At 70.8% G+C, this 22,910-nt stretch carries 24 protein-coding genes and 1 tRNA gene; 11 read left to right on the forward strand and 14 right to left on the reverse strand.

The window, feature by feature from the left end:
- Positions 1 to 11: 11 nt before the first annotated feature.
- From HZF19_RS06330 to HZF19_RS06365, 8 genes are all read right to left on the reverse strand, one after another.
- Positions 12 to 1,205: a CpaE/TadZ family protein gene (locus HZF19_RS06330; RefSeq protein ID WP_208027916.1), complete on the reverse strand. Its 1,194-nt coding sequence runs from the start codon at positions 1,203 to 1,205 to the stop codon at positions 12 to 14.
- Between the two features lie 32 nt (positions 1,206 to 1,237).
- On the reverse strand, positions 1,238 to 2,098 hold the full coding sequence (gene cpaB, locus HZF19_RS06335) for a Flp pilus assembly protein CpaB (protein WP_208027917.1): 861 nt from the start codon (positions 2,096 to 2,098) through the stop codon (positions 1,238 to 1,240).
- 273 nt (positions 2,099 to 2,371) lie between these two features.
- On the reverse strand, positions 2,372 to 3,706 hold the full coding sequence (gene rpsA / locus HZF19_RS06340) for a 30S ribosomal protein S1 (RefSeq protein WP_208028042.1): 1,335 nt from the start codon (positions 3,704 to 3,706) through the stop codon (positions 2,372 to 2,374).
- A 214-nt stretch (positions 3,707 to 3,920) separates the two neighbouring features.
- Positions 3,921 to 4,673 carry a class I SAM-dependent methyltransferase gene (locus tag HZF19_RS06345; RefSeq protein ID WP_208027918.1) on the reverse strand — a complete coding sequence of 251 codons (753 nt, stop codon included), beginning with the start codon at positions 4,671 to 4,673 and terminating at the stop codon, positions 3,921 to 3,923.
- A gap of 30 nt (positions 4,674 to 4,703) precedes the next feature.
- Positions 4,704 to 4,877 carry a hypothetical protein gene (locus tag HZF19_RS06350; protein ID WP_208027919.1) on the reverse strand — a complete coding sequence of 58 codons (174 nt, stop codon included), beginning with the start codon at positions 4,875 to 4,877 and terminating at the stop codon, positions 4,704 to 4,706.
- 79 nt (positions 4,878 to 4,956) lie between these two features.
- Entirely contained in the window at positions 4,957 to 7,644 is a 2,688-nt protein-coding gene (gene polA / locus HZF19_RS06355; RefSeq protein WP_208027920.1) for a DNA polymerase I, read from the reverse strand.
- Positions 7,645 to 7,665: 21 nt separating this feature from the next.
- A complete protein-coding gene (locus HZF19_RS06360; RefSeq protein ID WP_208027921.1) occupies positions 7,666 to 8,295 on the reverse strand; it encodes an ANTAR domain-containing response regulator in 630 nt (209 codons plus the stop codon).
- Positions 8,296 to 8,322: 27 nt separating this feature from the next.
- A complete protein-coding gene (locus HZF19_RS06365) occupies positions 8,323 to 8,622 on the reverse strand; it encodes a hypothetical protein (RefSeq protein ID WP_208027922.1) in 300 nt (99 codons plus the stop codon).
- Positions 8,623 to 8,702: 80 nt separating this feature from the next.
- Between HZF19_RS06365 and HZF19_RS06370 the strand changes: the two genes are divergently transcribed.
- The 7 genes from HZF19_RS06370 (at position 8,703) to HZF19_RS06400 (ending at position 13,398) form a co-directional block, all read left to right on the forward strand.
- Positions 8,703 to 8,789 (forward strand) — tRNA-Leu (locus tag HZF19_RS06370).
- A complete protein-coding gene (locus HZF19_RS06375) occupies positions 8,789 to 8,959 on the forward strand; it encodes a hypothetical protein (RefSeq protein ID WP_208027923.1) in 171 nt (56 codons plus the stop codon). The genes HZF19_RS06370 and HZF19_RS06375 overlap by 1 nt, the downstream gene beginning before the upstream one ends.
- A gap of 83 nt (positions 8,960 to 9,042) precedes the next feature.
- Positions 9,043 to 10,218 (forward strand): ACP S-malonyltransferase, encoded by a 1,176-nt coding sequence (gene fabD / locus HZF19_RS06380; RefSeq protein WP_208027924.1) that lies wholly within the window; start codon positions 9,043 to 9,045, stop codon positions 10,216 to 10,218.
- On the forward strand, positions 10,218 to 11,150 hold the full coding sequence (locus HZF19_RS06385; RefSeq protein ID WP_208027925.1) for a beta-ketoacyl-ACP synthase III: 933 nt from the start codon (positions 10,218 to 10,220) through the stop codon (positions 11,148 to 11,150). The genes fabD and HZF19_RS06385 overlap by 1 nt, the downstream gene beginning before the upstream one ends.
- Positions 11,147 to 11,866: a 3-oxoacyl-ACP reductase FabG gene (fabG, locus tag HZF19_RS06390; RefSeq protein WP_208027926.1), complete on the forward strand. Its 720-nt coding sequence runs from the start codon at positions 11,147 to 11,149 to the stop codon at positions 11,864 to 11,866. The genes HZF19_RS06385 and fabG overlap by 4 nt, the downstream gene beginning before the upstream one ends.
- 90 nt (positions 11,867 to 11,956) lie before the next feature.
- The gene (gene acpP / locus HZF19_RS06395) at positions 11,957 to 12,193 is read left to right on the forward strand and encodes an acyl carrier protein (protein ID WP_208027927.1); all 237 of its coding nucleotides are present in this window, start codon (positions 11,957 to 11,959) and stop codon (positions 12,191 to 12,193) included.
- A complete protein-coding gene (locus HZF19_RS06400; RefSeq protein WP_208027928.1) occupies positions 12,193 to 13,398 on the forward strand; it encodes a beta-ketoacyl-[acyl-carrier-protein] synthase family protein in 1,206 nt (401 codons plus the stop codon). The genes acpP and HZF19_RS06400 overlap by 1 nt, the downstream gene beginning before the upstream one ends.
- Here the strand turns inward: HZF19_RS06400 and HZF19_RS17080 are convergent.
- The 5 genes from HZF19_RS17080 to HZF19_RS06425 form a co-directional block, all read right to left on the reverse strand.
- Positions 13,389 to 13,883 carry a methylated-DNA--[protein]-cysteine S-methyltransferase gene (locus tag HZF19_RS17080; protein WP_208027929.1) on the reverse strand — a complete coding sequence of 165 codons (495 nt, stop codon included), beginning with the start codon at positions 13,881 to 13,883 and terminating at the stop codon, positions 13,389 to 13,391. The genes HZF19_RS06400 and HZF19_RS17080 overlap by 10 nt on opposite strands.
- Before the next feature lie 27 nt (positions 13,884 to 13,910).
- Complete coding sequence (gene fabZ, locus HZF19_RS06410; RefSeq protein WP_208027930.1) at positions 13,911 to 14,339, reverse strand: 3-hydroxyacyl-ACP dehydratase FabZ; 429 nt, start codon at positions 14,337 to 14,339, stop codon at positions 13,911 to 13,913.
- Entirely contained in the window at positions 14,339 to 14,803 is a 465-nt protein-coding gene (gene bcp, locus HZF19_RS06415; protein ID WP_208027931.1) for a thioredoxin-dependent thiol peroxidase, read from the reverse strand. The genes fabZ and bcp overlap by 1 nt, the downstream gene beginning before the upstream one ends.
- 104 nt (positions 14,804 to 14,907) lie before the next feature.
- Positions 14,908 to 15,204, reverse strand: a complete 297-nt coding sequence (locus tag HZF19_RS06420; RefSeq protein ID WP_208027932.1) for an HU family DNA-binding protein — start codon at positions 15,202 to 15,204, stop codon at positions 14,908 to 14,910.
- A gap of 151 nt (positions 15,205 to 15,355) precedes the next feature.
- Positions 15,356 to 15,745, reverse strand: a complete 390-nt coding sequence (locus HZF19_RS06425; RefSeq protein WP_208027933.1) for a globin domain-containing protein — start codon at positions 15,743 to 15,745, stop codon at positions 15,356 to 15,358.
- A 26-nt stretch (positions 15,746 to 15,771) separates the two neighbouring features.
- On the opposite strand from HZF19_RS06425, the gene HZF19_RS06430 reads away from it, so the two are divergent.
- The 4 genes from HZF19_RS06430 to HZF19_RS06445 are packed head-to-tail and all read left to right on the forward strand — an operon-like array spanning position 15,772 to position 22,377.
- Complete coding sequence (locus HZF19_RS06430) at positions 15,772 to 17,370, forward strand: acyl-CoA carboxylase subunit beta (protein WP_208027934.1); 1,599 nt, start codon at positions 15,772 to 15,774, stop codon at positions 17,368 to 17,370.
- A gap of 1 nt (position 17,371) precedes the next feature.
- On the forward strand, positions 17,372 to 19,351 hold the full coding sequence (locus tag HZF19_RS06435) for an acetyl/propionyl/methylcrotonyl-CoA carboxylase subunit alpha (protein ID WP_208027935.1): 1,980 nt from the start codon (positions 17,372 to 17,374) through the stop codon (positions 19,349 to 19,351).
- Positions 19,348 to 21,165: an acyclic terpene utilization AtuA family protein gene (locus HZF19_RS06440; RefSeq protein ID WP_208027936.1), complete on the forward strand. Its 1,818-nt coding sequence runs from the start codon at positions 19,348 to 19,350 to the stop codon at positions 21,163 to 21,165. Before HZF19_RS06435 ends, HZF19_RS06440 begins: the two co-directional genes overlap by 4 nt.
- Before the next feature lie 51 nt (positions 21,166 to 21,216).
- On the forward strand, positions 21,217 to 22,377 hold the full coding sequence (locus HZF19_RS06445) for an acyl-CoA dehydrogenase family protein (RefSeq protein ID WP_208027937.1): 1,161 nt from the start codon (positions 21,217 to 21,219) through the stop codon (positions 22,375 to 22,377).
- 10 nt (positions 22,378 to 22,387) lie between these two features.
- Here the strand turns inward: HZF19_RS06445 and HZF19_RS06450 are convergent, their stop codons facing one another.
- Entirely contained in the window at positions 22,388 to 22,897 is a 510-nt protein-coding gene (locus tag HZF19_RS06450) for a hypothetical protein (RefSeq protein ID WP_208027938.1), read from the reverse strand.
- Positions 22,898 to 22,910: the final 13 nt, after the last annotated feature.

Here is a 22,910-nt window from a genome sequence, read left to right on the forward strand (position 1 = left end):
CTCGGGATGACCTACCGGCGCTTCTTCTTGCCTTCGACCGGAATGAACAGGTCGGCTAGATCTTCCATCGACTTGGCCACGCCCGACTTGGGCGCGACGAGCACGACGGCCTCTCCCTTGTTCACCGCCTGGGGGACCACCACGTCGCTCGGGACCAGCGCCTCCGCCTGCACCCCGAGCGTGCGCTCCACCTCGCCCACGTCGAGCTTCACCTTGGAGTTCGCCCGGTTGAGGATGAGCTTGACCTTCTCCATCGGCGTGTTGAGCAGGCGCAACGTCTGCAAGCCGATCTTGACGTTCTTGATGTTGGGGATGTCCATGCCCGCGACGAGCAGGACGTCGTCGCTCTCCTCGATCAAGCCGAGCACCACGTCGTTGAAGTAGGCCGGCGTGTCGATCACGACGAACGCGCAGAACTGCCTGAGCAGCTCGACGATCCTGACCATCTCGGTCGCCCCGATCTGGTCGGCGAACGCCGGCTCCAGCGGTGCCGGCAGCACCCGCAGCCCGGACGGGTTGTGGGTGATGAGCAGGCTCTGCATCAGCGCGAGGTCGAGCCGGTCGAGCGCGGAGACCGCGTCGACGATCGTGTGCTGCGGCGCGAGCTTCAACATCACGGCGATGTCGCCGAACTGCAGGTCGGCGTCGATCAGCACCACTGGTCGCTCGCTCCGTTGCGCGAGCACTACGGCCAGGTTCGTGGCGATCACCGACTTGCCCGCGCCCCCCTTGGTGGAGAACACGGTGATCACCCGCCCGAGGCCCTCACCTTCGGCGAAGGAGGTGGGAACGGGGGCCGACACCGCCGGGGTGAGCGTGGCGGCCACCCGGGCCACGGCCTCGGCCAGTTGGCCGCTGTCGACGGGGGCCTGCAGCACGTCTTTGACACCGGCCCGCAGCGCCCGCTGGAGGAGCTCGGTGGTGAGCTCCGTCGTCACCATGATGGCGCCCACCTCCCGGCGGGCCGCCAGCAGCTGCTCCGCGGCCGTCAGCTCGACGGTGCCCGCGAACGAGGGACCGAGCACCACCACGACCGGCTGGCCGCTCAGCCGGGCGGTGAGGTCGCTCAAGGAGGGGAACGGCGTCGCACCCTGCCCGAGCTGCATGGCGAGCCGCGAACGCACGGCCTGGTCGGCGTCGACGACCACCACCGCGACCTGCGGCGCACCGCCACCGCTGACCTGGCCCCCCACGGGTCGGGGCATCGCCTCGCCCGGCTGACCCGAGAACGGACTGGTCACTCCTCGTTCCCCGCCGGTCCGTAGGGCGTCAACTGAGCCGGATCCTCGCCCGGGAGCGTCGAACCGATGGGGGCCGGCGGCGGCAGCGGTCGGGGCTGGTAGTCCTCGGCGACCAGGGTCAGGTAGATGCTCCCGCCCTGCTGGGCCATCGCGATCAGCTGCGCGGCCTGCGGGGGCACGTTGAAGGTGATGAGCCCGGTGTTGCCTGCCTGTGCCGCGCTGGCCTGGGTCCCGGTGGTACTGGCCTGCTCGCCCGGGGTCTGGAGGGCGTTCTGCCCGACGGCGAGGATCTGGACCTTCTGGTACAGGTACCGAGCGATCGAATCCAGCACGTAGGTGGCGGGCAGCTCGCCCGGAGAGGCGGCGGTCACCTTCGCCCCCTCCGTGTCGATGTCCTGGAAGACCAGGATGTTCACCTCGTCGCCAGGCTGTAGGAACCCGCCGACGCCACGCACCTGGTCGACCGAGACGGTGATCGCCACGTGATCAGGGTTCTTCAGGCGTGCCCGGAAGGTGACCTGCGCAGCAGCGGGATCCACGAACATCCCCTGGATGATCACCGCGCCCGCCGGGATGTCGAAGAGCGCCACCTTCTTGATGATCTCATCGGTGCTGGCGATGGCCGTCGACGGCTTGAACTCCTGGGGGATCTTCGAGGTCCCGATGGAGCCGTCCTCCACCGCCGTCTTCCCCGGGATCCCCCGCTTGATCGGCGCCTTGGCGGCGAACACGTCGACCCGCTTGGCGTTGTTGTTCGCCCGGTCCTCGATGCCGCGCACGTAGTTGAACAGCAACAGCGCGGCCACGACCCCGACGGCGATGGCGCCCAGCAGGATCAGCGTTCTCCGAGAGCTCACTCCGACCTCACTCCTCGTCCTTGGGCACGACCCCTGTCCAGCCTGCCCGTTCCCTGTCCGTGGTCGCCCGGTGCGGTGAGCCGCCGCCAGCGTCGAGCGCTGGGCGGGTCAGTACCCCCGAACCGCTTGCTGCCCCTATGTCGGCCGATTTCCCCGTAGGACTTAGTGGAACTCCCCGGAAAACCCCGAGAGCTCGACAGAATCCCGGGCGAACACTAGTCGATCCGGCCCATACGGGGTAGGGCTTCGACGCAGGGGGCGGTGTAGCTCGGCTCAGCTTTCCGCCGTGCTCGGTGGGTCGCCCGGTTCGGCCGGCTCGTCCGTGCCCGTCGCACCAACGCCTTCGGCACCGGCCACCTGCCCCTGCTCGGCGAAGTACTCCGCCCAAGCCTCCTGGCCCTCGGTCGCCTCGAACTCGGCTGCCCCGATGTAGTTGCCTTCTTCGTCGTACGCGTGCTCGCCGAAGTGCTCCTGGTACTCGGCGGCCACCACCCCACCTTCGGCGGCTTGCTTGATCGACAGGCTGATGCGGCGACGCTGGAGATCGAGATCGATGATCTTGACCCACAGCTCCTCACCCGGAGTGACCACCTGCTCGGGCAGGTCGACGTGGTGCGCGGACATCTCCGAGATGTGCACCAGCCCCTCGATGCCGTCGCCCACCTGCACGAAGGCGCCGAACGGGACCAGCTTGGTCACCCGCCCGTAGACCAACTCTCCCACCCGGTGGTTCGACGCGAACTCCTGCCACGGGTCCTGCTGGGTGGCCTTCAGCGACAGGCTGATGCGCTCCCGGTCGAGGTCGACGTCGAGGACCTGCACCTCCACCTCGTCGCCCACCTGGACCACCGAGCCGGGATGGTCGACATGCTTCCAGGACAGCTCCGACACGTGGATGAGTCCGTCCATCCCCCCCAGGTCGACGAAGGCGCCGAAGTTGACCACCGACGAGACGACGCCCTTGCGCACCTCGCCCGGCTTGAGGTTGTGGAGGAAGTCCTCCCGCTGCTCCTTTTGGGTCTCCTCGAGCCAGGCTCGGCGCGACAGCACCACGTTGTTGCGGTTCTTGTCGAGCTCGATGATCTTGGCCTCGAGCGTCCGGCCCACGTAGGGCTGCAGGTCGCGGACCCGTCGCAGCTCCACGAGTGACGCGGGGAGGAAGCCCCGCAGCCCGATGTCGAGGATGAGCCCGCCCTTGACCACCTCGATGACCGGGCCGGTGACGACGCCGTCTTCCTCCTTGGTCTTCTCGATGGCACCCCAGGCCCGCTCGTACTGGGCCCGCTTCTTGGACAGGACCAGCCGACCCTCCTTGTCCTCCTTCTGCAGGACGAGAGCCTCGACGCGATCACCCAACGAGACGATCTCCGCCGGATCGACATCGTTGCGGATCGATAGCTCGCGGGCCGGGATGACGCCCTCGGACTTGTAGCCGATGTCCAGCAGGACCTCGTCGCGGTCGACCTTGACGACCGTGCCCTCCACGATCTGCCCGTCCTCGACGTCGACCATGGTCTGGGTGTACGCCTCGTCGATCGACATGCCGCCCAGGTCGTCCTCGACGACCTGCCGGGGCACGTAGCGCCCCTCCTCGTCGAAGGTGCCCATCGACGATTCGTCGAGATCGGGCATCGTGCCGGTGAGGGTGGAGGAACCGTGATCTACATCGGGGCTGGTCTGGTCGGGCAACGGGATCTCTCTTCGGGACGGAACCGGTCGGGTGCTCGTCGAGCACATGGGACGTGGATGGAAGAGCGCGCCAGAGCGCGCACGGCGGGCCAGCGTAGCACCGCGCCGGCCGGATCCCGGCGGCCGGGCGAGCTCAGGGTCGGTGCGCGATGAGCAGCAGCTCCGGATGGTCCAGGTCGGGACGGTTGGCGGCGTAGGCGCCCGGGGTCACGGACCAGATGGACCGGACCGTCAACCCTGCTGCCACCGCGAGGAGTCGCAGCTCCCGCGGGGTGAAGCAGCTCGTCCAGAGCTCCGCGGCACGCTCCACCCCCGCGGGGTCTCTGATGCTGGTGCGCTCGTGGTTGACCCCGGCCTCCGCATCGAAGGTGTCCGACTCCTCGAGGAACCGGACCGCGAAGTACGCGGAGAATGCCGAGACGGCCACCGCACCACCCGGCCGCACCGCTCGGGCCATGCCCGCCAGGACCTCCCCGTCAGGGTCCACCCAGCCCGGCCCACCCAGCAGCGACGCGTCGTCGACGGGGCCGCCGGCGAGGCCGAAGGCTCCCTGACACAGCGAGATCGCCGCCTCGAACTCCCCGTCGAACGGCAGGGCCCGAGCGTCGAGCCGCTCGAAGGTCACGTTCGGCGGAGCACCCCGGCGCGCGAGGTCGACGAAGGTGGCGGAGATGTCGACCCCGTGCACGGCGATGCCCAGCTCGCCGAGCAAGTGAGCGTGCCGCCCGGGGCCACAGCCCACGTCGAGCACCCGATCGCCTGGCCGCAGGCCCAGCTGCTCGACCAGGAAGGTGACCTCCTGACGACTGCCCTTGGTGAACGAGTACCGCAGGTACGCCTCACCGAGGTGGTCGGCGAGCTCCTCGAACCAGTGCGACCCGCTCACGGCCGGCCACCGACGCCGCCGGCCGGAGCGTCAGAAGCGGTAGGCAGGGCACTCCCAGGTGGCCCGAGCCCAGTTCCAGGTCTTCGGCAGGTCGCCGCAGGCGTCTGCCGTCGCCACCGCTCTGAGGCCGTAGAACCCCGCCACGACGAGGGCCACGAGGAAGATGACGAACCAGACCGTGCTCCGTGTGTTCCTGTTCGGCACAGCCGCCCCCCGGTGCGCTGGGGATCGCCCGATCCACTCTCGTGGCGCGCATCGTACGCCTGACCGTGGCCTCGGGTGCTCATCCCTTGGCGTCGGCCCAGGTCGCGCCGTGGGTCAAGTTCACCTCGAGTGGCACCCGGAGGTCGAACGCACCACACATCGCGTCGAGCACCGCGGCCGTGACGGACTCCCGCTCCGCCGGGCGGCTCTCCACCAGCACCTCGTCGTGGACCTGGAGGACCAGGCGGGCATCGAGCCGCTGCTCCTCGAGGGCGGCGTCGAGCCGGACGAGCGCGACCTTGAAGATGTCGGCGGCCAGCCCTTGGATCCCAGCGTTCATCGCCTGCCGCTCACCTGCCTGGCGGATCCGGACGTTGCTCGAGCTCAGCTCCGGGATCTGCCGCCTCCGACCGAACAGGGTCTCGGTGTAGCCGCGCTCGCGGGCTTCGGCCACCGTGCGCTCCATGTACGCCCGCACGGCGGGGAAGGCCTCGAAGTAGGCGTCGAGGATCTCCTGCGCCTCGGAGGTGGAGATGCCGAGCCGCTGCCCGAGCCCGTAGGCCTCCATCCCGTAGGCCAGCCCGTACGAGACCATCTTGGCCTTCGACCGCTGGTCGAGGGTCACCGCCTTCGGGTCCACGCCGAACACCCGGGCCGCGGTGGCGGTGTGGATGTCCTCCCCGGACTCGAATGCCGCGATCAGGCCCGGATCCTCGGCGAGGTGGGCGATGCAGCGCAGCTCGATCTGGTTGTAGTCGGCGATGGTGAACTCGTAGCCCGGCGCGGGCACGAAGGCCTTGCGGAACGCCCGGCCGATCTCGCTGCGGACCGGGATGTTGTGCAGGTTCGGCGCGTCAGAGCTCAACCGCCCGGTCCGGGCCACGGTCTGGTTGAACGTGGCGTGGATGCGCCCGTCGGGTGCCACCTCGGCGAGAAGGCCCTCGCCGTAGGTGGAGCGCAGCTTCTCCACTTCGCGGTACTGCAGCAGGTGCTCGATGATGGGGTGCTCACCGAGCAGCTTCTCGAGGGACGCCGCGTCGGTCGAATAGCCGGTCTTGGTCTTCTTCTGCGGCGTGAGGCCGAGCTCCTCGAACAGCACCTGCCGGAGCTGCGGCGTGGAGTTCACGTTGAACTCGTGGCCGGCGTCGGCCCACACCTGCCTGCGCAGCCGCTCGCAATCGTCGACCAGGGAGTCGCTGAGCCGTCGCAGCTCGTCGACGTCGACCCCGATGCCCGCGATCTCCATCTTGGCGAGCACCCGGACCAGGGGCGTCTCGACTTCGTCGTTGAGCGCCCGCAGGCCGAGGGCGTCGAGCGTCGATGCCAGCGGGTCGACCAGGAACGCCAGCGCAAGGGCCCGCCTCCCCGCGTCGAGCCAGGCCGGCACCCCCCCGTCGCCGAAGTCCAGCTGTCCCTCGGCCGACCCGGCGCCCGCCGGCAGCCTCATACCGGTGAACCTTTCGAGCACCTCCGCCAGCGGATACCGCGACTCGGCGGGGTCGATCAGGTACGCGGCGATCATGGTGTCGAGCGCCAGCGAGCGCACGTCGACTCCGTAGGGAGCGAGCCCCCTCATCATCGCCTTGGCGTCATGGGTGGCGAGCGGCCGGCCGCCCCGACCGCTGAAGGTCGCCAGCGCATCCGTGACCGAAGGCTCGGCCAGCAGCGTCGCCGGCAGCCAGGCGACCTCGGCGGCAGCGGCATCGGTCACGAAGGCGATGCCTTCGAGGGGCGATCGCCCCTCGATACCGGCCCATGCCGGCGCCACGGCGAGGACCCCCGCCTCCGCTCGCATCGAGGCCAGCAGGTCCAGCGCCCCGGCGCGGTCCTCGAGCAGCCGGACCTCCGCCTCGAGCACGCCTCCGCCTCTCGCGCCCGTCCCCCCGATGGCCCGCTCCCCCAGCGCCTCGACCAGCCGGTCGAAGAGGGACCGGAACTCGAGGAACTCGAAGAGCTTGCGGACCTCATCGAGATCGACGACGCCGAGATCCAGCTCGTCCAGGTCGACGTCGAGGTCCACGTCGCACACCAGCTTCATGACCTCCGCGTTGCGGCGAACCTGCGCTTCGTGCTCGGCCAGGCTGGATCGCAGCTTCGGCGACAACTCATCGAGATGCGAGAAGATCCCGTCGAGGTCGCCGTAGGTGTTGACCAGCTTGGCGGCCGTCTTCTCCCCCACTCCCGGAACACCGGGGAGGTTGTCCGACGGATCGCCGCGCAATGCCGCGTAGAGCACGTACTTCGACGGAGGCACGCCGGTGCGTGACTCGATGCCGGCTTCGTCGTAGAGCGCGTAGTCCGAGACCCCTTTCCGGTTGTAGAGCACCCGTACGTGAGGATCCTCGACGAGCTGGTAGGTGTCGCGGTCGCCGGTGACGATCAGCACGTCGTGACCCGCGTCGCGGGCACGGGTGGCGAGCGTGGCGATGATGTCGTCGGCCTCGTAGCCGGACACCTCCAGGATCGCGATCCCGAGCTTCTCGACCACCTCACGCACCAGGCCGATCTGCTGTCGTAGGATGTCCGGCGCCGCCTCCCGGTTCGCCTTGTACGTCTCGACGACCTCGTGGCGGAACGTCGGCTCGGGCCGATCGAAGGCCACCGCCACCCGGTCCGGCCGGTGGTCCCTCATGAGGTTGATCAGCATCGAGGTGAACCCGTACACCGCGTTGGTGACCTGGCCCGAAGCGGTCGCCAGGTCCGTGGGAAGGGCGAAGAACGCGCGGTAGGTGAGGGAGTTGCCGTCGATGAGCATGACCGTCGACATCTCCGGTCAGCCTAGGCCGCCTCAGTGCGAGGTCGGAGGGGCGAGCTCCCCGGCGATGACCTTCTCGGCGATCGCCTTCATCGTCATCCGTTCCTGCATCGCCGTCTTCTGGATGAACGAGAACGCGTCGGACTCGGAGAGCGCGTACCGGTCCATCAGACGGCCCTTGGCCCGGTCCACCACTTTGCGCGTCTCGAGCTGGCCCTCGAGGGTCTGTGCCTGGTCATGGAGCGCCTTGATCTCGTTGAACCGACCGATCGCCACCTCGATGGCCGGGATGAGTTCGCTGCGCTGGAACGGCTTGACCAGGTAGGCGAGGGCGCCTGCGTCACGGGCCTGCTCGATGAGGTCCCGCTGGCTGAACGCGGTGAGGATCAGCACGGCCGCCCGCCGTTCGCCGGCGATCTCCCGGGCGGCGGAGAGCCCGTCGAGGCCCGGCATCTTGATGTCGAGGATCGCGATGTCCGGCTCGTGCTGCTTGACCAGCTCGACGGCCTCGTCACCACGACCCGTCTCGCCGACGACCTCGTAGCCCTCCTCCTCGAGGGTTTCCTTCAGGTCGAGCCGGATGATGGCCTCGTCCTCGGCGATGACGACGCGGGTCGGCACCGGCGTTCCCTTTCCCCTGTCGCGGTCCGTGAGTGGGCGCATCGTACTGGCTGAGCCGGTGGCGGCCGCTCAACGATTCCCGTCGGTGGCGATGAGCTTGTCGAGCAGCTCGTCCTGGGTGCCTTCCAGCCGCTCGATCGACGCCAGGAGCTCCGCCCGGTGCCGGCTCATGGCCTCCGCGTGCCGCTGGGCCTCCCGGTGTTCGCGCTCGGCGAGCGGGGTCTCCGAGACGAGGGACCGGAGCCTGGCCTCCTCGGCTTCGTCGACAAAGTGCGCCAGCTGCTCCTCCGCGACGGCGAGGTCGCGACGGAGCCGCTTGAGCTGCTCCGACAGCTCTGCCAGGCGCCGTTCCACCAACGAGCGGGTCACGTCGAAAAGTCTAGGACCACCTCTCCCGGCGGCCGGCGCAGGGCGGCCCGGCGCCCCCCGCTGCTAGCGTGAACCATCCTGCGGCGGTGCTGGAACCGGCATACAGGGCAGGCTCAAACCCTGCTGCCCGCAAGGGCTTGTGGGTTCGAATCCCACCCGCCGCACCATGGACCGACGCCGTCCCGCCCGCCGACCCCGTCGACGGATGCTCGTGCTCGCCGGCCTGGCCGGGCTGCTCGGCGGCCTGCTCGTGTACCGCCAGCGGGCGATCGACGCCAGCGCACGCCAGTTCCGCGCCATATACGACCAGCACGAGGAGCACGTTCCGGAGTCCTGAGCGGCGCCTGAGACGGACGCCACTGAAACCCCACGCTCACTCGGGGAGTCTCAGGGCGGTCGTCCGCGGAGAGGGGCCCTTGCATGATCGTGTTCACCTTCCCCGGCCAGGGCTCACAGAAGCCCGGGATGGGAGCGCCGTGGGTCGGGCACCCGTCCTGGGAGCTCGTCGGCGAGGCGAGCGCCGCCGTCGGCCGTGACATCGAGCACCTGCTGCTCGAGGCACCGGCCGACGAGCTCACCGAGACCCGTAACGCCCAGGCGGCCACCTTCGTGTTGAGCCTCGTGGTGCTCGACGCGATCGAGCGCCTCGGCGTCGAGCCCGCAGCCGTGGCCGGTCACAGCCTGGGCGAGTACACCGCGCTGGTCGCCGCCGGCGCGCTCGCCTTCGAGGAGGGCGCCACCCTCGTCGCCGAGCGAGGCGAGGCCATGCAGGCCGCGGGCCGCGAGCGGGCCGGCGGGATGGCCGCGGTCCTCGGCCTCGATGACGACGCCGTCGAGGTGGCCTGCGCTCGGGTGGACGGTGACGTGTGGGTGGCGAACTACAACGCGCCCGGCCAGGTGGTCGTCGCCGGTAGCCCCGAGGCGATCGACGACCTGGCCGCGCTGGCGAAGGAGGCGGGAGCCAAGAAGGTGCTGCCCGTGCCGGTGAGCGGCGCCTTCCACACCCCGTTCATGGCCCCGGCTCGCGAGCGCCTGCGCAAGGCGCTGGCCGCGACCGACGTACGGGACCCGGAGCTGCCCACCTACGCGAACGTCGACGCCGCCCCCCACACCGACGCCCGTGAATGGCTGGGGCTGCTCGGCGCGCAGCTGTGCAGCCCGGTGCGCTGGCGCCAGACCCTGCACCGCCTCCACGACGACGGCTTCGGCACCTACGTGGAAGTCGGTCCCGGCACCGTGCTCACCGGCCTCGCCAAGCGCACGGTCAGCGGCGCTCGGGTGCTGTCGGTATCGACGCCCGCTGATCTCGACCGGCTCTTGGAGGCCCTCGCCGCGCCGCCGGCCGGCGCCGTCGGCGCCCACGAGGGCGAGCACCTGTTCGCCACGGAGCGGCTGGTGGTGAGCCCGGCTGCGGGGCTGTTCTCCCCCGCCGGAGGCCTCGACCCGGGGCTGCGCCTGGAACCGGGCGATGTGCTCGGCACGGTCGGTGACCACGAGGTGCGCTCACCGTTCTCCGGCGTGGTGATGGGGGTGCTCGCCGTAGACGGGGAGCGGGTCACGGCCAGCCAGCCCATCGCCTGGTTGCGTACGAGCTGATGGCGGGCGCCGTGATCGTCGGTTGGGGCACCGCCCTGCCCGACCGGGTCGTCACCAACGCCGATCTCGAGGCCACCCTCGACACCTCCGACGAGTGGATCACCGAGCGGACCGGCATCAAGGAGCGGCGGGTGGGCGGCACGACCGCCGGGCTCGCCGTGGCCGCGGGCGCCCGGGCACTGGAGCGAGCGGGGCTGCACGGTTCCGACATCGACCAGGTCCTGCTCGCCACCACCACGCCGGATCGGATGATCCCCTCCACCGCCTCCGACGTGCAGCACGCCCTCGGCATCAAGGGGGGCGCGTCGGACCTGAACGCGGCCTGCTCCGGCTTCGTCTACGGCCTGGTGCACGCCCACGGCCTGATCGCCCTCGGTGCCCGCCGGGTGCTGCTCATCGGCAGCGAGACCCTGAGCAGGGTCACCGACTGGAGTGACCGCAACACGGCGATCCTCTTCGCCGACGGGGCCGGGGCGGTGGTGCTGGAGGCGACCGCGGGCGCCGGTCAGCTCCTGGGTTGGGACCTCGGATCGGACGGGTCGGCCCGGGACCTGCTCTACGCCGACATCGGCGGCTACCTGCAGATGGATGGGCGCGAGGTGTTCCGCCGAGCGGTGCGGGCCACGGTGGACTCTGCGCTGCGATCCCTGCAGCGAGCAGGCGTTCGGGCCACCGACGTCGCGCTCGCGGTGCCCCACCAGGCCAACATCCGCATCATCGACGCGGCCTGCCAGCGGCTCGGCATCCCGATGGAGCGAACGGCGACCGTGCTCCACGCCACCGGCAACACCTCCTCGGCGTCGATCCCCCTGGCGTTGGTTGATGCGATCGACCGGGGACGGCTGCACCGCGGCGACCTCGTGCTGCTCGTAGGGTTCGGTGCCGGGATGAGCTGGGCGAGTGCCGTGATCCGCTGGGAGGCCGACACGTGAACCGGGTGGTGCTGGTGACCGGAGGAGCACGGGGCATCGGGCTGGCGACGGCGCGAGCGTTCGCCGAGAGCGGAGCGAGCGTGGCGATCACCTACCGCTCGACCCCACCGGACGAGACGCAGACCGCAGGCCTGCTGTGCCTGCCGTGCGACATCACCCAGCCCGCCGAGGTGGAGGAGACCTTCGCCCGGGTGGAGGCGGAGCTCGGCCCGGTGGAGGTGCTCGTGGCCAACGCGGGCATCACCGTCGACATGCTCGTGCTGCGCATGTCCGACGACGACTTCGCCCGGGTGCTCGACACGAACCTGACCGGCACCTTCCGGGTAGCCAAGCGGGCCCTCCAGAAGATGATGCGGGCCCGCTGGGGTCGGGTGGTCCTGGTCGGCTCGGTCGTCGGCACCACCGGCCAGGCAGGCCAGGCCAACTATGCGGCGTCGAAGGCCGGTCTCGTGGGGCTGGCGCGGTCGCTGGCGCGCGAGTTCGCCTCGCGCCACGTCACCGTGAACGTGGTGGCCCCCGGCCCGATCACCACCGACATGCTGGCCGCCGTCGGTGACGACCGCCGCGAAGCCATCGCGGCAGCCGTGCCGCTCGGTCGCCTGGGCGATCCCGGCGAGGTGGCGGCGGCGATCCGGTTCCTCGCGTCCGACGACGCGGGGTACATCACCGGTGCCGTGCTCCCCGTCGACGGCGGCCTGGCCATGGGGCCGTGGTGACCCCTCGGCTCCCGTCGAGCCAACCGCCTACCATCACCTCCGTCGATCCCCGACGGAGCGCAGCCAACCAGAAACGGAGATCAGGGAACCGTGAGTGACGACACGTTCGACCGCTTCAAGAAGTGCGCCGTCGAGGTGCTGGCCGTCGAGGAGGACCAGATCACGCCCGACGCCCGCTTCGGCGACGACCTCGACGCCGACAGCCTGGACCTGGTCGAGCTGGTGATGGCCCTCGAGGAGGAGTTCGACATCAGCGTCGACGAGTCGGAGCTGGACGGGATCGAGACCGTCGGCCAGGCACTCGAGCTCGTCCAGTCGAAGCGCTGATGGAGGCCTCGCCGGCACGGGACCGCCGCCGCGTCGCGGTCACCGGCGTCGGGGTCGTCTCGCCGTGCGGTATCGGCGCCGAGGCCTTCTGGGCCGGCCTGCTCGGCCCGCCGCCGGAAGGCGAGCGCCGGGTGTACGACTTCGACCCCGCCCGGTACTTCGACAACCCCAAGGAGGCTCGGCGCACCGACCGGTTCACCCAGTTCGCGCTGGCCGCCGCAGCAGAAGCGCTCGAACAGTCCGGCCAGCCCGAGGCTGCGCCCCTCCGGCGAGGAGTCTGGGTCGGCACCGGCGTCGGGGGGCTCATCACGGTGGAGGACCAGGTGGTCGTCCGTCATGAGAAGGGCGCGCGGCGGGTGTCCCCGTTCCTCGTGCCGATGATGATGGCGAACGCCGCAGCCGCGGCCATCTCGATGCGCTATGGCTGGCAGGGCCCGTGCGAGACCACGGTCACCGCGTGCGCTGCCGGGACCCACTCGATCGCGAACGGCGCCCGCCTCATCAGCAGCGGGCGCTGCGACGCGGTGATCGCCGGCAGCAGTGAAGCGGCGATGACCGCCACCGGCATCGCCGGGTTCACGAACATGACGGCGCTGTCGAGCTCCGGCGTGTCACGCCCCTTCGACCGCGACCGGGACGGGTTCGTGATGGCCGAGGGCGGCGCGGTGCTCGTGCTCGAGGAATGGGAGTCAGCGCAACGCCGGGGCGCCACCATCCTGGCGGAGGTGCTCGGCAGCGCCAGCACCGCGGACGCCCATCACATCACGGCGCCCTCCCCGGACGGGAGCGGCGCCATCGCCTGCATGCAGCTGGCCTTGGAGGATGCCGGGGTCGATCCGTCCGACGTCCGCCACGTGAACGCCCACGGCACCTCCACCCCGCTGAACGACGCGGCCGAGGCCGAGGCCATCGCCAAGCTATTCGGCACCCCGGGCCCGCCGATCACCTCCATCAAGGGCGTCACCGGTCACTCGCTCGGGGCGGCAGGTGCGCTGGAGGCCGTCTCGGTGGTCCTGTCGATGGTGAAGGGGCTGCTACCGCCCACCGCCGGCTACGAGCACCCCGACCCGGAGCTGCCCCCCATCGACGTCGTCCACGGCGAGCCCCGCCCGTGGCAGCCCGGACCGACCTTGTCGAACAGCTTCGGCTTCGGCGGCCACAACGGCTGCCTGGTGTTCGGGCCGCCTGATCGCCCTCAGGGCTGATCGCTCGGGCTTCGCCCCGACAGGTAGCCCTCAAGGCTCAGCAGCCAGACCTTCTTGCGCGGGTCGTCCCCGTAGTTGCCGAGCACGCCCCCGCTCCGGATGACCCGGTGGCAGGGAACCACGACGGCCAGCGGGTTGGTGGCCATCGCCGATCCCACCGCCCGAGCGGCGCCGGGACGGCCGGCCCGCGAGGCCAGCTCACCGTAGGTGACCACCTCGCCGTAGGGCACCGAGACCAGCTCGGTGAGCACGGCCCGGCGGAAGCCGGTCATGGCCGGCCAATCCAGCGGCACGGTGAAGGAGCTGCGCTCCCCCGCGAAGTACTCCTGCAGCTCGCGCTCGGCGAGGGCGAGCTGGTGAGCGGCGGTGGGCGACCCGTTCCGGCCACCCCGACCACCGCCGAAGGTGACCGAGCGCAGGCCTGAATCGGTGGCCTCGAGGGTCAGCGGGCCGATGGGGGTCGAGATCGTGGAGACGGCGCGCACGCTGGCACGGTAGCCTGGTGGGCCGTCTCAGGCGTCGACGAGCACGAAGAGCAGGTCCGCCTCACACGCCGTAGCCCCGCCGACCGATGCCCGCCCGTGGCCCTTGCCCGCCCGGGCGGACATCCGGCCGAGCTCCACCTCCAGCTCCAGCACCTCGCCGGGCGTGGCCTGGCGCCGGAAGCGCACCCCGTCGACCCCACCGAACAGCGGGAGCTTGCCGGTGTGATCGTCGCCGGCCAGCACCGCGTAGGCCCCCAGCTGGGCGATGGCCTCCACCATCAACACGCCGGGCAGCGTCGGTCGCCCCGGGAAGTGGCCGGCGAAGAACCACTCCTCGCCGGTGAGGCGCCAGCTCCCCGCGGCGCGGACACCCGGCTCCAGGGAGACCACCTCGTCCAGGAACAGGAATGGAGGCCGGTGAGGCAGGACGTCGATCGGGGCCGGGTGGGTGGCCATCACCCGGCCGCGAGCGCCTGGGTCAGCCGCACGGGCGTGTCCTTGGGACTGATCTTGTACCAGGCCTCGGCGATCCGACCCGACTCGTCGATCAGGAACGCCGAGCGGATGATCCCGAGATACTTCTTGCCGTACATGCTCTTCTCGCCCCACACGCCGTAGCGCTCGGCCACTGCGTGGTCGGTGTCGGCGAGCAGCGGGAACCCCAGCGAGTACTTCTCGTCGAACTTCTTCTGGCGCGCCGGCTCGTCGGGGCTGATGCCGACGATAGCGGTGTCGCCGATGTCACCGGCGACGTCCCGCAGGCCGCACGACTGGGCCGTGCATCCCGGGGTGTCGGCCTTCGGGTAGAAGTACACGAGGACCTTGCGTCCCTTGAAGTCCGACAGCTTGACCTTGTTGCCGTGCTGGTCGACCAGCGTGAAGGCAGGGGCCTTGTCCCCGGGTGCGAGATGCGTGCTCATGGCCCGAACCTAGCGCCCGGGCGTCATCGACCCGAGATGCGCGCCCCGCAGGCGCCTGTGGGGAGCGCCCGGTGGGCTCCCCACAGGCGGACGATCCTGCGCTGTCAGGCCGGGGCGGGCACCTCCCCCTTTGCCACCTTCTTCAGGGTCGCGCCCGCGCTGACCTTCACGGCCTTGCTGGCAGGGACGTTGATGGTCTCGCCGGTCTGGGGGTTCCGGCCGGTCCGAGCGGCGCGCTGCACCTGCTCGAAGGACAGGAATCCGGGCAACGAAAGCTTCTCGCCACCCTTGGCGACGACCTGCTGCACGACCTCCTCGAACCCCTTCAGGGTCTTCTCGACGTCGCTCTTGGAGACGCCGGTTCGCTCGGCGATCTGGGCGACCAACTCCGCTTTGGTCATGATGATCCTCCTCATGGCCCGGCACCGCCGGCGGCGCCGGCAGGGGTGGAACCGGGCTGTTCGAGTCCGCTTCACGGGCCCCACCCGGAGACCAGCATGACCAACTCCGAGCCGCGAACGGTGGATTTCCGCCGTTCGCGGCTCGGAGGGCTCACCCGGCGTGGTTGATCAGGTGGCGGGCCGCTCGCCGGAAGTAGTCGAGCACCAGCGCCTCGTCGTCGGGATCGAGCCCACCGTCGCGCACCGCCGACTCCATGTGCAGGTACCACGCGGCCGCCTCCACCGGGCCGATGGCGAAGGGCGCGTGGCGCATGCGCAGTCGCGGGTGGCCCCGCTGCTGGCTGTAGGTGGCGGGACCGCCCCAGTACTGGACCAGGAATGCCGCCAGGTGCTCCCGTGACTCCCGCAGGTCCTCGGGGTAGAGCGGACGCAGGACCGGATCGGTCGCCACCCCGCCGTAGAACCGCTCCACCAGCGCCTCGAACCAGGCTCGGCCCCCCACCCGCTCGTACAGGCTCCCGGCGACGAACTCCTCGCTCACGGGCGCGCACGGTAGCGTGCCGGCCGATGGGGGCCTCACCACCGACCACGATCGACCCGCGGTCGGAGGCGTTCCGCGCCAACCGGGAGGCGATGATGGCCCTGCTCGACGAGGTACGCGCCGCCGAGGCCCGGGTGCTCGCCGGCGGCGGCGATCGCTACGTCCGGCGCCACCGCCAACGGGGCAAGTTGCTCGTGCGAGAGCGCATCGACCTGCTCGTGGACCGCGACAGCCCGTTCCTGGAGCTCTCCGCGCTGGCCGGCTGGGGCACCGACGACCCGCTCGGCGGGGCGATGGTCACCGGCATCGGGCAGATCGCCGGGGTCGAGTGTGTGATCAGCGCCAACGACCCGACGGTGAAGGGAGGCACCTCCTCCCCCACGACCATCGCCAAGTCCCTGCGGGCTCAGGAGATCGCGCTCCGCAACCGCCTGCCGGTGGTCAACCTGACCGAGTCCGGTGGCGCCGACCTCCCCAAGCAGGCCGACGTGTTCGTCCCGGGCGGCGCCACCTTCAAGAACCTCACCCGCCTGTCGGCCGCCGGCATCCCGACCGTCACCCTGGTGTTCGGCTCGTCGACGGCCGGTGGGGCCTACGTGCCGGGCATGAGCGACTACACGGTGTTCGTGGAGGGGGGCGCCAAGGTGTTCCTGGGCGGCCCTCCCCTGGTGAAGATGGCCATCGACGAGGACGCCGACGAGGAGCAGCTCGGCGGCGCCGAGATGCACGCCCGGGTCTCCGGCCTCGCCGACTTCCTGGCCGCGAACGAGCACGACGCCCTCCGCCTGGGCCGCACGATCGTTCGACGGTTGGGCTGGCGGAAGGCTGGTCCCCCACCGAGGGGTCCGGGCGCGCCGCCGCGCCTGGACCCCGAGGAGCTGCTGGGGGTCGCGCCGGCCGACGTGCGGATCCCCTTCGACGCCCGGGAGGTGCTCTGGCGGGTGGTCGACGACAGCAACTTCGACGAGTTCAAACCGCTCTACGGGAGCCAGCTCGTGTGTGGCTGGGCCGAGCTGTGGGGCTACCCCATCGGCATCCTGGCCAACAACGGGATCTTGTTCTCCGAGGAATCGCAGAAGGGTGCGCAGTTCATCCAGCTGTGCAACCGCAGCGACACCCCGCTGCTGTTCGTGCAGAACGTCACCGGGTTCATGGTGGGCACCCGCTACGAGCGAGGCGGGATCATCAAGCACGGCTCGATGCTCATCAACGCGGTCTCCAACTCCCGGGTCCCCCACCTCACCCTGATGATCGGGGCCTCCTACGGCGCCGGCAACTACGGGATGTCCGGCCGGGCGTACGACCCCCGGTTCGTGTTCAGCTGGCCCAACCACCGCAGCGCGGTGATGGGCCCGAAGCAGCTCGCGGGGGTGATGTCGATCGTCCAGCGGGCCGCGGCCACTCGGGCCGGGCGGGACTACGACGAGGACGCCGACCGCACGATGCGGGCGGCGATCGAAGACCAGATCGAGCGGGAGTCGACCGCCCTGTTCGCCACGGGTCGCCTGTGGGACGACGGCATCATCGACCCCCGCGACACCCGCACCGTCCTGGGCATCGCCCTGTCCGTCACCCACTCCGCTCCCGTGCAGGGCGCGGAGGCCTTCGGCGTGTTCCGGATGTGAGATGAGCCGCATCGACACCCTGCTGATCGCCAACCGGGGCGAGATCGCCGTGCGCATCATCCGCGCCGCCCGGCGCCTGGGCATGCGCACCGTGGCCGTGTACGCCGAGCCGGACCGCGACGCCCTCCACGTCCGTGCCGCCGACGTGGCCGTCCCCCTCGGAGGCTCCTCGGCCGCCGAGTCCTACCTGGACGTCCGCAAGATCGTGGCCGCGGCCGAGCGCACCGGCGCCGGCGCGGTGCACCCCGGCTACGGGTTCCTGGCCGAGAGCGCGCCGGCCGCGGCCGCGGTCGAGGCGGCCGGCCTCACCTGGGTCGGCCCCCACGTCGAGGCCATCCGGCTGATGGGAGACAAGCTGGAGGCCAAGCGGGTGGCTGCCGGCGTCGGGGTCCCCACGCTTCCGAGCGCCGCGCTCACCGGCGACACCCCGTTCGTGCTCCACGAGCAGGCCGCGGCGGTCGGCTACCCGCTGCTGGTCAAGGCGGCCGCCGGCGGAGGGGGCAAAGGCATGCGGCTGGTCGAGACCCAGGACGGGCTGGCCGGCGCGGTGGCGACGGCCCGCCGGGAAGCACAGGCCTCGTTCGCCGACCCGCGGGTGTTCGCGGAGCGGTGGCTGGTCGGCCCGCGGCACATCGAGGTGCAGGTGGTCGCCGATCGCCACGGCCACATCACCCACCTGGGTGAACGCGAGTGCTCGATCCAGCGCCGGCACCAGAAGCTCATCGAGGAGGCACCCTCCCCCGCGGTCGACCCGGCCCTGCGCCGACGCCTGGGGGAGGCCGCGTGCGCGCTGGCCCGGGCCATCGGCTACGACAGCGTGGGCACCGTCGAGCTGCTCGTGGACCCCGACACCGGCGAGTTCTTCTTCCTGGAGATGAACACCCGCCTCCAGGTCGAGCACCCCGTCACCGAGGAGGTCACCGGCGTCGACCTGGTCGCCCTCCAGCTCCGGGTGGCCGAGGGTGAACCGGTGGTCCGCGATCTGTCGGACGCCGCCGCCGAGGGGCACGCCATCGAGGCCCGGCTGTACGCCGAGCGGCCGGGAGCGGGCTGGCTGCCCGCCTTCGGGACCCTCCATCGCTTCCGCTGTCCGGATGAGCTGGTCCGCTGCGATGCCGGCGTCGACGACGGGAGCGAGATCAGCACGTTCTACGACCCCCTGCTGGCAAAGGTGATCGCGCACGGCACGACCCGCGACGAGGCGATCGGCCGGCTGGTGCGGGCGTTGACCACCATGCAGATCCACGGGGTGGAGACCAACCGCGACCACCTCGTGGCGGTGCTCGAGGACGCCGACTTCCGCGCCGGGCGGACCCCGATCTCCTACGTCGAGGATCACCCGTTGCTGCTCGATGCGTCACCCGGGCAGTCGGTGCGCACCGCTCACGCCATCGCCGCCGCCCTGGTCGGGCGCCACCGGAGGCGGCTGGCGGACGAGCACTGGCGGCACGCCCCCGGGGGCTGGCGCAACGTCGACCGCGACCACCATGAGGTGGTGGCGTTCGACACCGGCGGGGCCACCCTCGAGGTCACCTACCGGGTGGGTGCCGACGGGTCCTTCGCCGCCACGGTCGGCGACGAGACCCTCGAGGGGCGGCTCCTCGAGATCAGCCCGGACCGAGCTCGGCTGGAGATCGGTGCGGTGATGGTCTCCTGTGCCGTCAACCAGGTGGGCGCCCGGATCTGGGTCAACTCCGCGGCCGGCCAGACGGAGCTGCGCGAGCTCTCCCGGTTCCCCGAGCGGCGCGCCGCCTCGGCCGCCTCCGGTCCCACCGCTCCCGTCCCCGGTCGGGTGGTGCGGGTGGAGGTGGAGGTCGGCTCGAGGGTGACCGCCGGCCAGACGCTGGTGGTCCTCGAGGCCATGAAGGTGGAGCACCGCATCGCCGCGGCAGCCGATGGGCGGGTGGCCGAGATCCTGGTGGGCGAGGGAGCCAACGTCGATGCCCACCAGCTCCTGGTGCGAGTGGAGGAGCAGCCATGACCGCAGGATCCGATGCCCCGCCCCGGGAGCCGCTCCGGGTCGCCAACTGCAGCGGCTTCTACGGCGATCGCCTCTCCGCTGCCCGAGAGATGGTCGACGGCGGCCCGATCGACGTGCTCACGGGTGACTGGCTGGCGGAGCTCACGATGCTCATCCTGGCCAAGGACCGACTCAAGGACCCGGACCGGGGCTTCGCCGGGACCTTCCTCACCCAGCTCGAGGAGGTGCTCGGCACCTGCCTCGACCGCGGTATTCGGGTGGTCACCAACGCCGGTGGCCTCAACCCGGCCGGCTGCGCGGGCGCGGTCGAGCAGCTCGCAGCCCGGCTGGGGCTGGCGCCCAAGGTGGCCTACGTCGAAGGTGACGACCTCATGGGACGGCTCGGCGAGCTGCGAGCCGCAGGCATCGACCTCGCCAACCTCGACACGGGCGAGACCCTCGACGAGGTCGGGGCCGAGCCCATCACCGCCAACGCCTACCTCGGTGGGTTCGGCATCGCCGAGGCCTTGACCAGAGGTGCCGACGTGGTGGTGACCGGCCGGGTCACCGACGCGGCCCTCGTCGTCGGGCCCGCCGCCGCGCACTTCGGCTGGTCCCGCACGGACTGGGACCCCTTGGCCGGCGCCGTGGTGGCCGGGCACGTCATCGAGTGCGGCGCGCAGTGCACCGGTGGGAACTACGCGTTCTTCCAGGAGGTGCCGGGCATCGAACGCTGCGGCTTCCCCATCGCGGAGGTCCACCGGGACGGCTCCAGCGTCATCACCAAGCACCCCGGCACCGGTGGGCTGGTGTCGGTGGGCACGGTCACCGCCCAGCTCCTCTACGAGATCCAGGGGGTCCTCTACGACAACCCCGACGTGGTGACGCGCTTCGACACCATCAGGCTGGAGCAGGAGGGCCCGGACCGGGTGCGTATCTCAGGGGTGCGCGGGCTGCCCGCGCCGGCCCACACCAAGGTGGCGATCAACTACCTCGGCGGTCACCGCAACACCATGACCTTCGTGCTGACCGGCCTCGACATCGAGGAGAAGGCCGCCGTCGCGGAGCGCACCCTCTGGTCGCTCATCCCCGGCGGCAAGGCGTCCTTCGACGCCGTCGACGTGCGGCTGGTGCGCACCGACCGGCCCGACCCGCGAACCAACGAGGACGCGCTCGCCCAGCTCCGGATCACCGTCATCGACCGCGACCCGGCGAAGGTGGGCCGCGCCTTCTCCAACAAGGTGATCGAGATGGTGCTGGCCAGTTACCCCGGTCTGTTCACCACCAGCCCGCCGTCGGAGGCCACCAGCTTCGGCGTCTACTGGCCCGCGCTGGTGCCCGCCGACCTACCCCGACACGAGGTGGTCGTGGAGGGCGAGCGGATCAGGATCGACCCGGTCCGCCCGGACCACCGACCAGCGAGCCCGCCGCCGGTGCTGGACGGCGATTCCGGGCTCGCACCGCCACCGCTGACACTGAGCGGCGAGACGGTGCGCGCGCCACTCGGGTTGGTCGCCGGTGCGCGCTCGGGAGACAAGGGCGGCAACGCCAACATCGGTGTCTGGGCTCGCCACCCCGACGCATGGCCCTGGTTGACCCGCACGTTGACCGTCGACGCGCTGCGGGAGCTGATGCCCGCCGAGACCGACGGGCTGGAAGTCGAGCGGGCCGAGCTGCCGAACCTGTATGCGCTGAACTTCGTGATCCGAGGTCTGCTGGGACGCGGGGTCGCCGCCTCGACCCGTACCGATCCCCAGGCGAAGGGGCTCGGCGAGTACCTGCGGGCCAAGCTGCTCGACATCCCCATCGAGCTGCTGCCCAGCGAGGCCCGCTGACCCCGCCGCCTCGGCGGGGTCAGGTCACCAGAACGAGAGGATGCGAGCCGCATGGTCGCCTTCACCGACGAGCACGAGATGTTCCGCCAGACGGTGCGCGACGTCGTCGAGCGGGAGATCAACCCCCACGCCGACGACTGGGAACGGGCGGGCTCCTTCCCCGCCCACGATCTGTTCCCGAAGCTCGGTGCGCTCGGGATCCTCGGCCTGGAGTACGACCCCGCCTACGGCGGCCAGGGCGCCGACCACCTGTTCACCGTGGTGTACGGCGAGGAGATGGGACGCTGCGAGACCGGCGGGGTAGCCATGGCGGTGAGCGTCCAGACCGACATGGCGACCCCGGCGCTGCACCGGTTCGGTAGCGAGGAGCTCAAGCGTCGCTTCTTGGCGCCGGCCATCCGGGGAGAGATGGTGGCGGCGATCGCGGTGACCGAGCCCGACGCGGGCAGCGACGTGGCCGGCTTGCGCACCAGGGCCGTGCGTGACGGGGACGAGTGGTTGATCAACGGGACGAAGCTCTACATCACGAACGGCACGCAGGCCGATTGGCTCTGCCTGCTCGCTCGGACCTCGGACGAGGGCGGCCATCGGGGCATGAGCCAGATCATCGTGCCCACCTCGACCGAGGGGGTCTCGGTCAGCCGCAGACTCGACAAGCTCGGGCAGCGCTCCTCCGACACCGCCGAGCTGAGCTTCGTGGACGTGCGGGTCCCGGTCGACCACACGATCGGGACGATCGGCCGGGGCTTCCAGCAGCAGATGGCGCAGTTCCAGAACGAGCGGCTCATCGCGTCGTACATGGCCGTCGGCAACCTCGGCCTGGCGCTCGAACGGACCATTGCCTACGTGCGCGAACGCCAGGCGTTCGGTCGCTCCCTCGCGGACAACCAGTGGATCCAGTTCAAGCTGGCAGAGCTGCTCGCCGAGGTCGACCTGCTGCGCCACTACAACTATGCGTGCGCGCAGGCCATCGTCGACGGCGCCGACCAGCTCACGATCACCAGGATGGCCTCGATCGCCAAGCTCAAGGCTGGCCGGCTGCAGCGGCAGGTGGCCGACACCTGCATCCAGTTCCACGGCGGCATCGGCTACATGGAAGAGACCTGGACGGCGCGTTACTTCCGCGATAGCCGGCTGCTGTCCATCGGGGGTGGCGCGGACGAGGTGATGCTGCGGATCCTCGCCCAGCTCGAGGGCATCGGGAGGGCGTAGGTCGCCCGTCTCACTCGCTTGCCGGCTCGGTGCACCGGGCCCAGTACCTGGTGCGCTGCCCGGACCGGCTCAGCTCCTCGATGAGGCAGTGCGCATCCGCCGAGGTCAAGCCGGCGTGCAGGCGGGTGGGCCGCCCCCGCCCATCGTCGCTCCAGACCTCCCAGGCTGCGGGCGCCGGGTCGCCCACGAGCTCGCGGTAGCGGGCGGGGTCTGTGTCTCGGAGCAGCTCGACCTCAGACAGCTCCACCGCCAAGTGGCGGCGGGCGTGCCCGATCTCGTCCCCACCGAGGCGCACGGCCAGCCGTTCATCGAGCTGGTGCAGCTCGATGCCCATCACGAGACCGCACGGCCAGACCAGATCCCAGTAGAAGCACGGGTCTTCCGCCATGGGTTCGCTCGCCTGGGTGGGCGGGCCGAGGCGCTCGAGGAGCCCGAGCTCGCTGATGCGGGCCGTGAAGAGCGGCTCCTCGATCAGCTCGCCACGCGGGAAGGCGGAGAGCCTCCGGACCCCATCCCCCATGGCCCACCACCAT

Source organism: Rhabdothermincola sediminis (assembly GCF_014805525.1).
Classification (GTDB): domain Bacteria; phylum Actinomycetota; class Acidimicrobiia; order Acidimicrobiales; family Acidimicrobilacustridaceae; genus Rhabdothermincola; species Rhabdothermincola sediminis.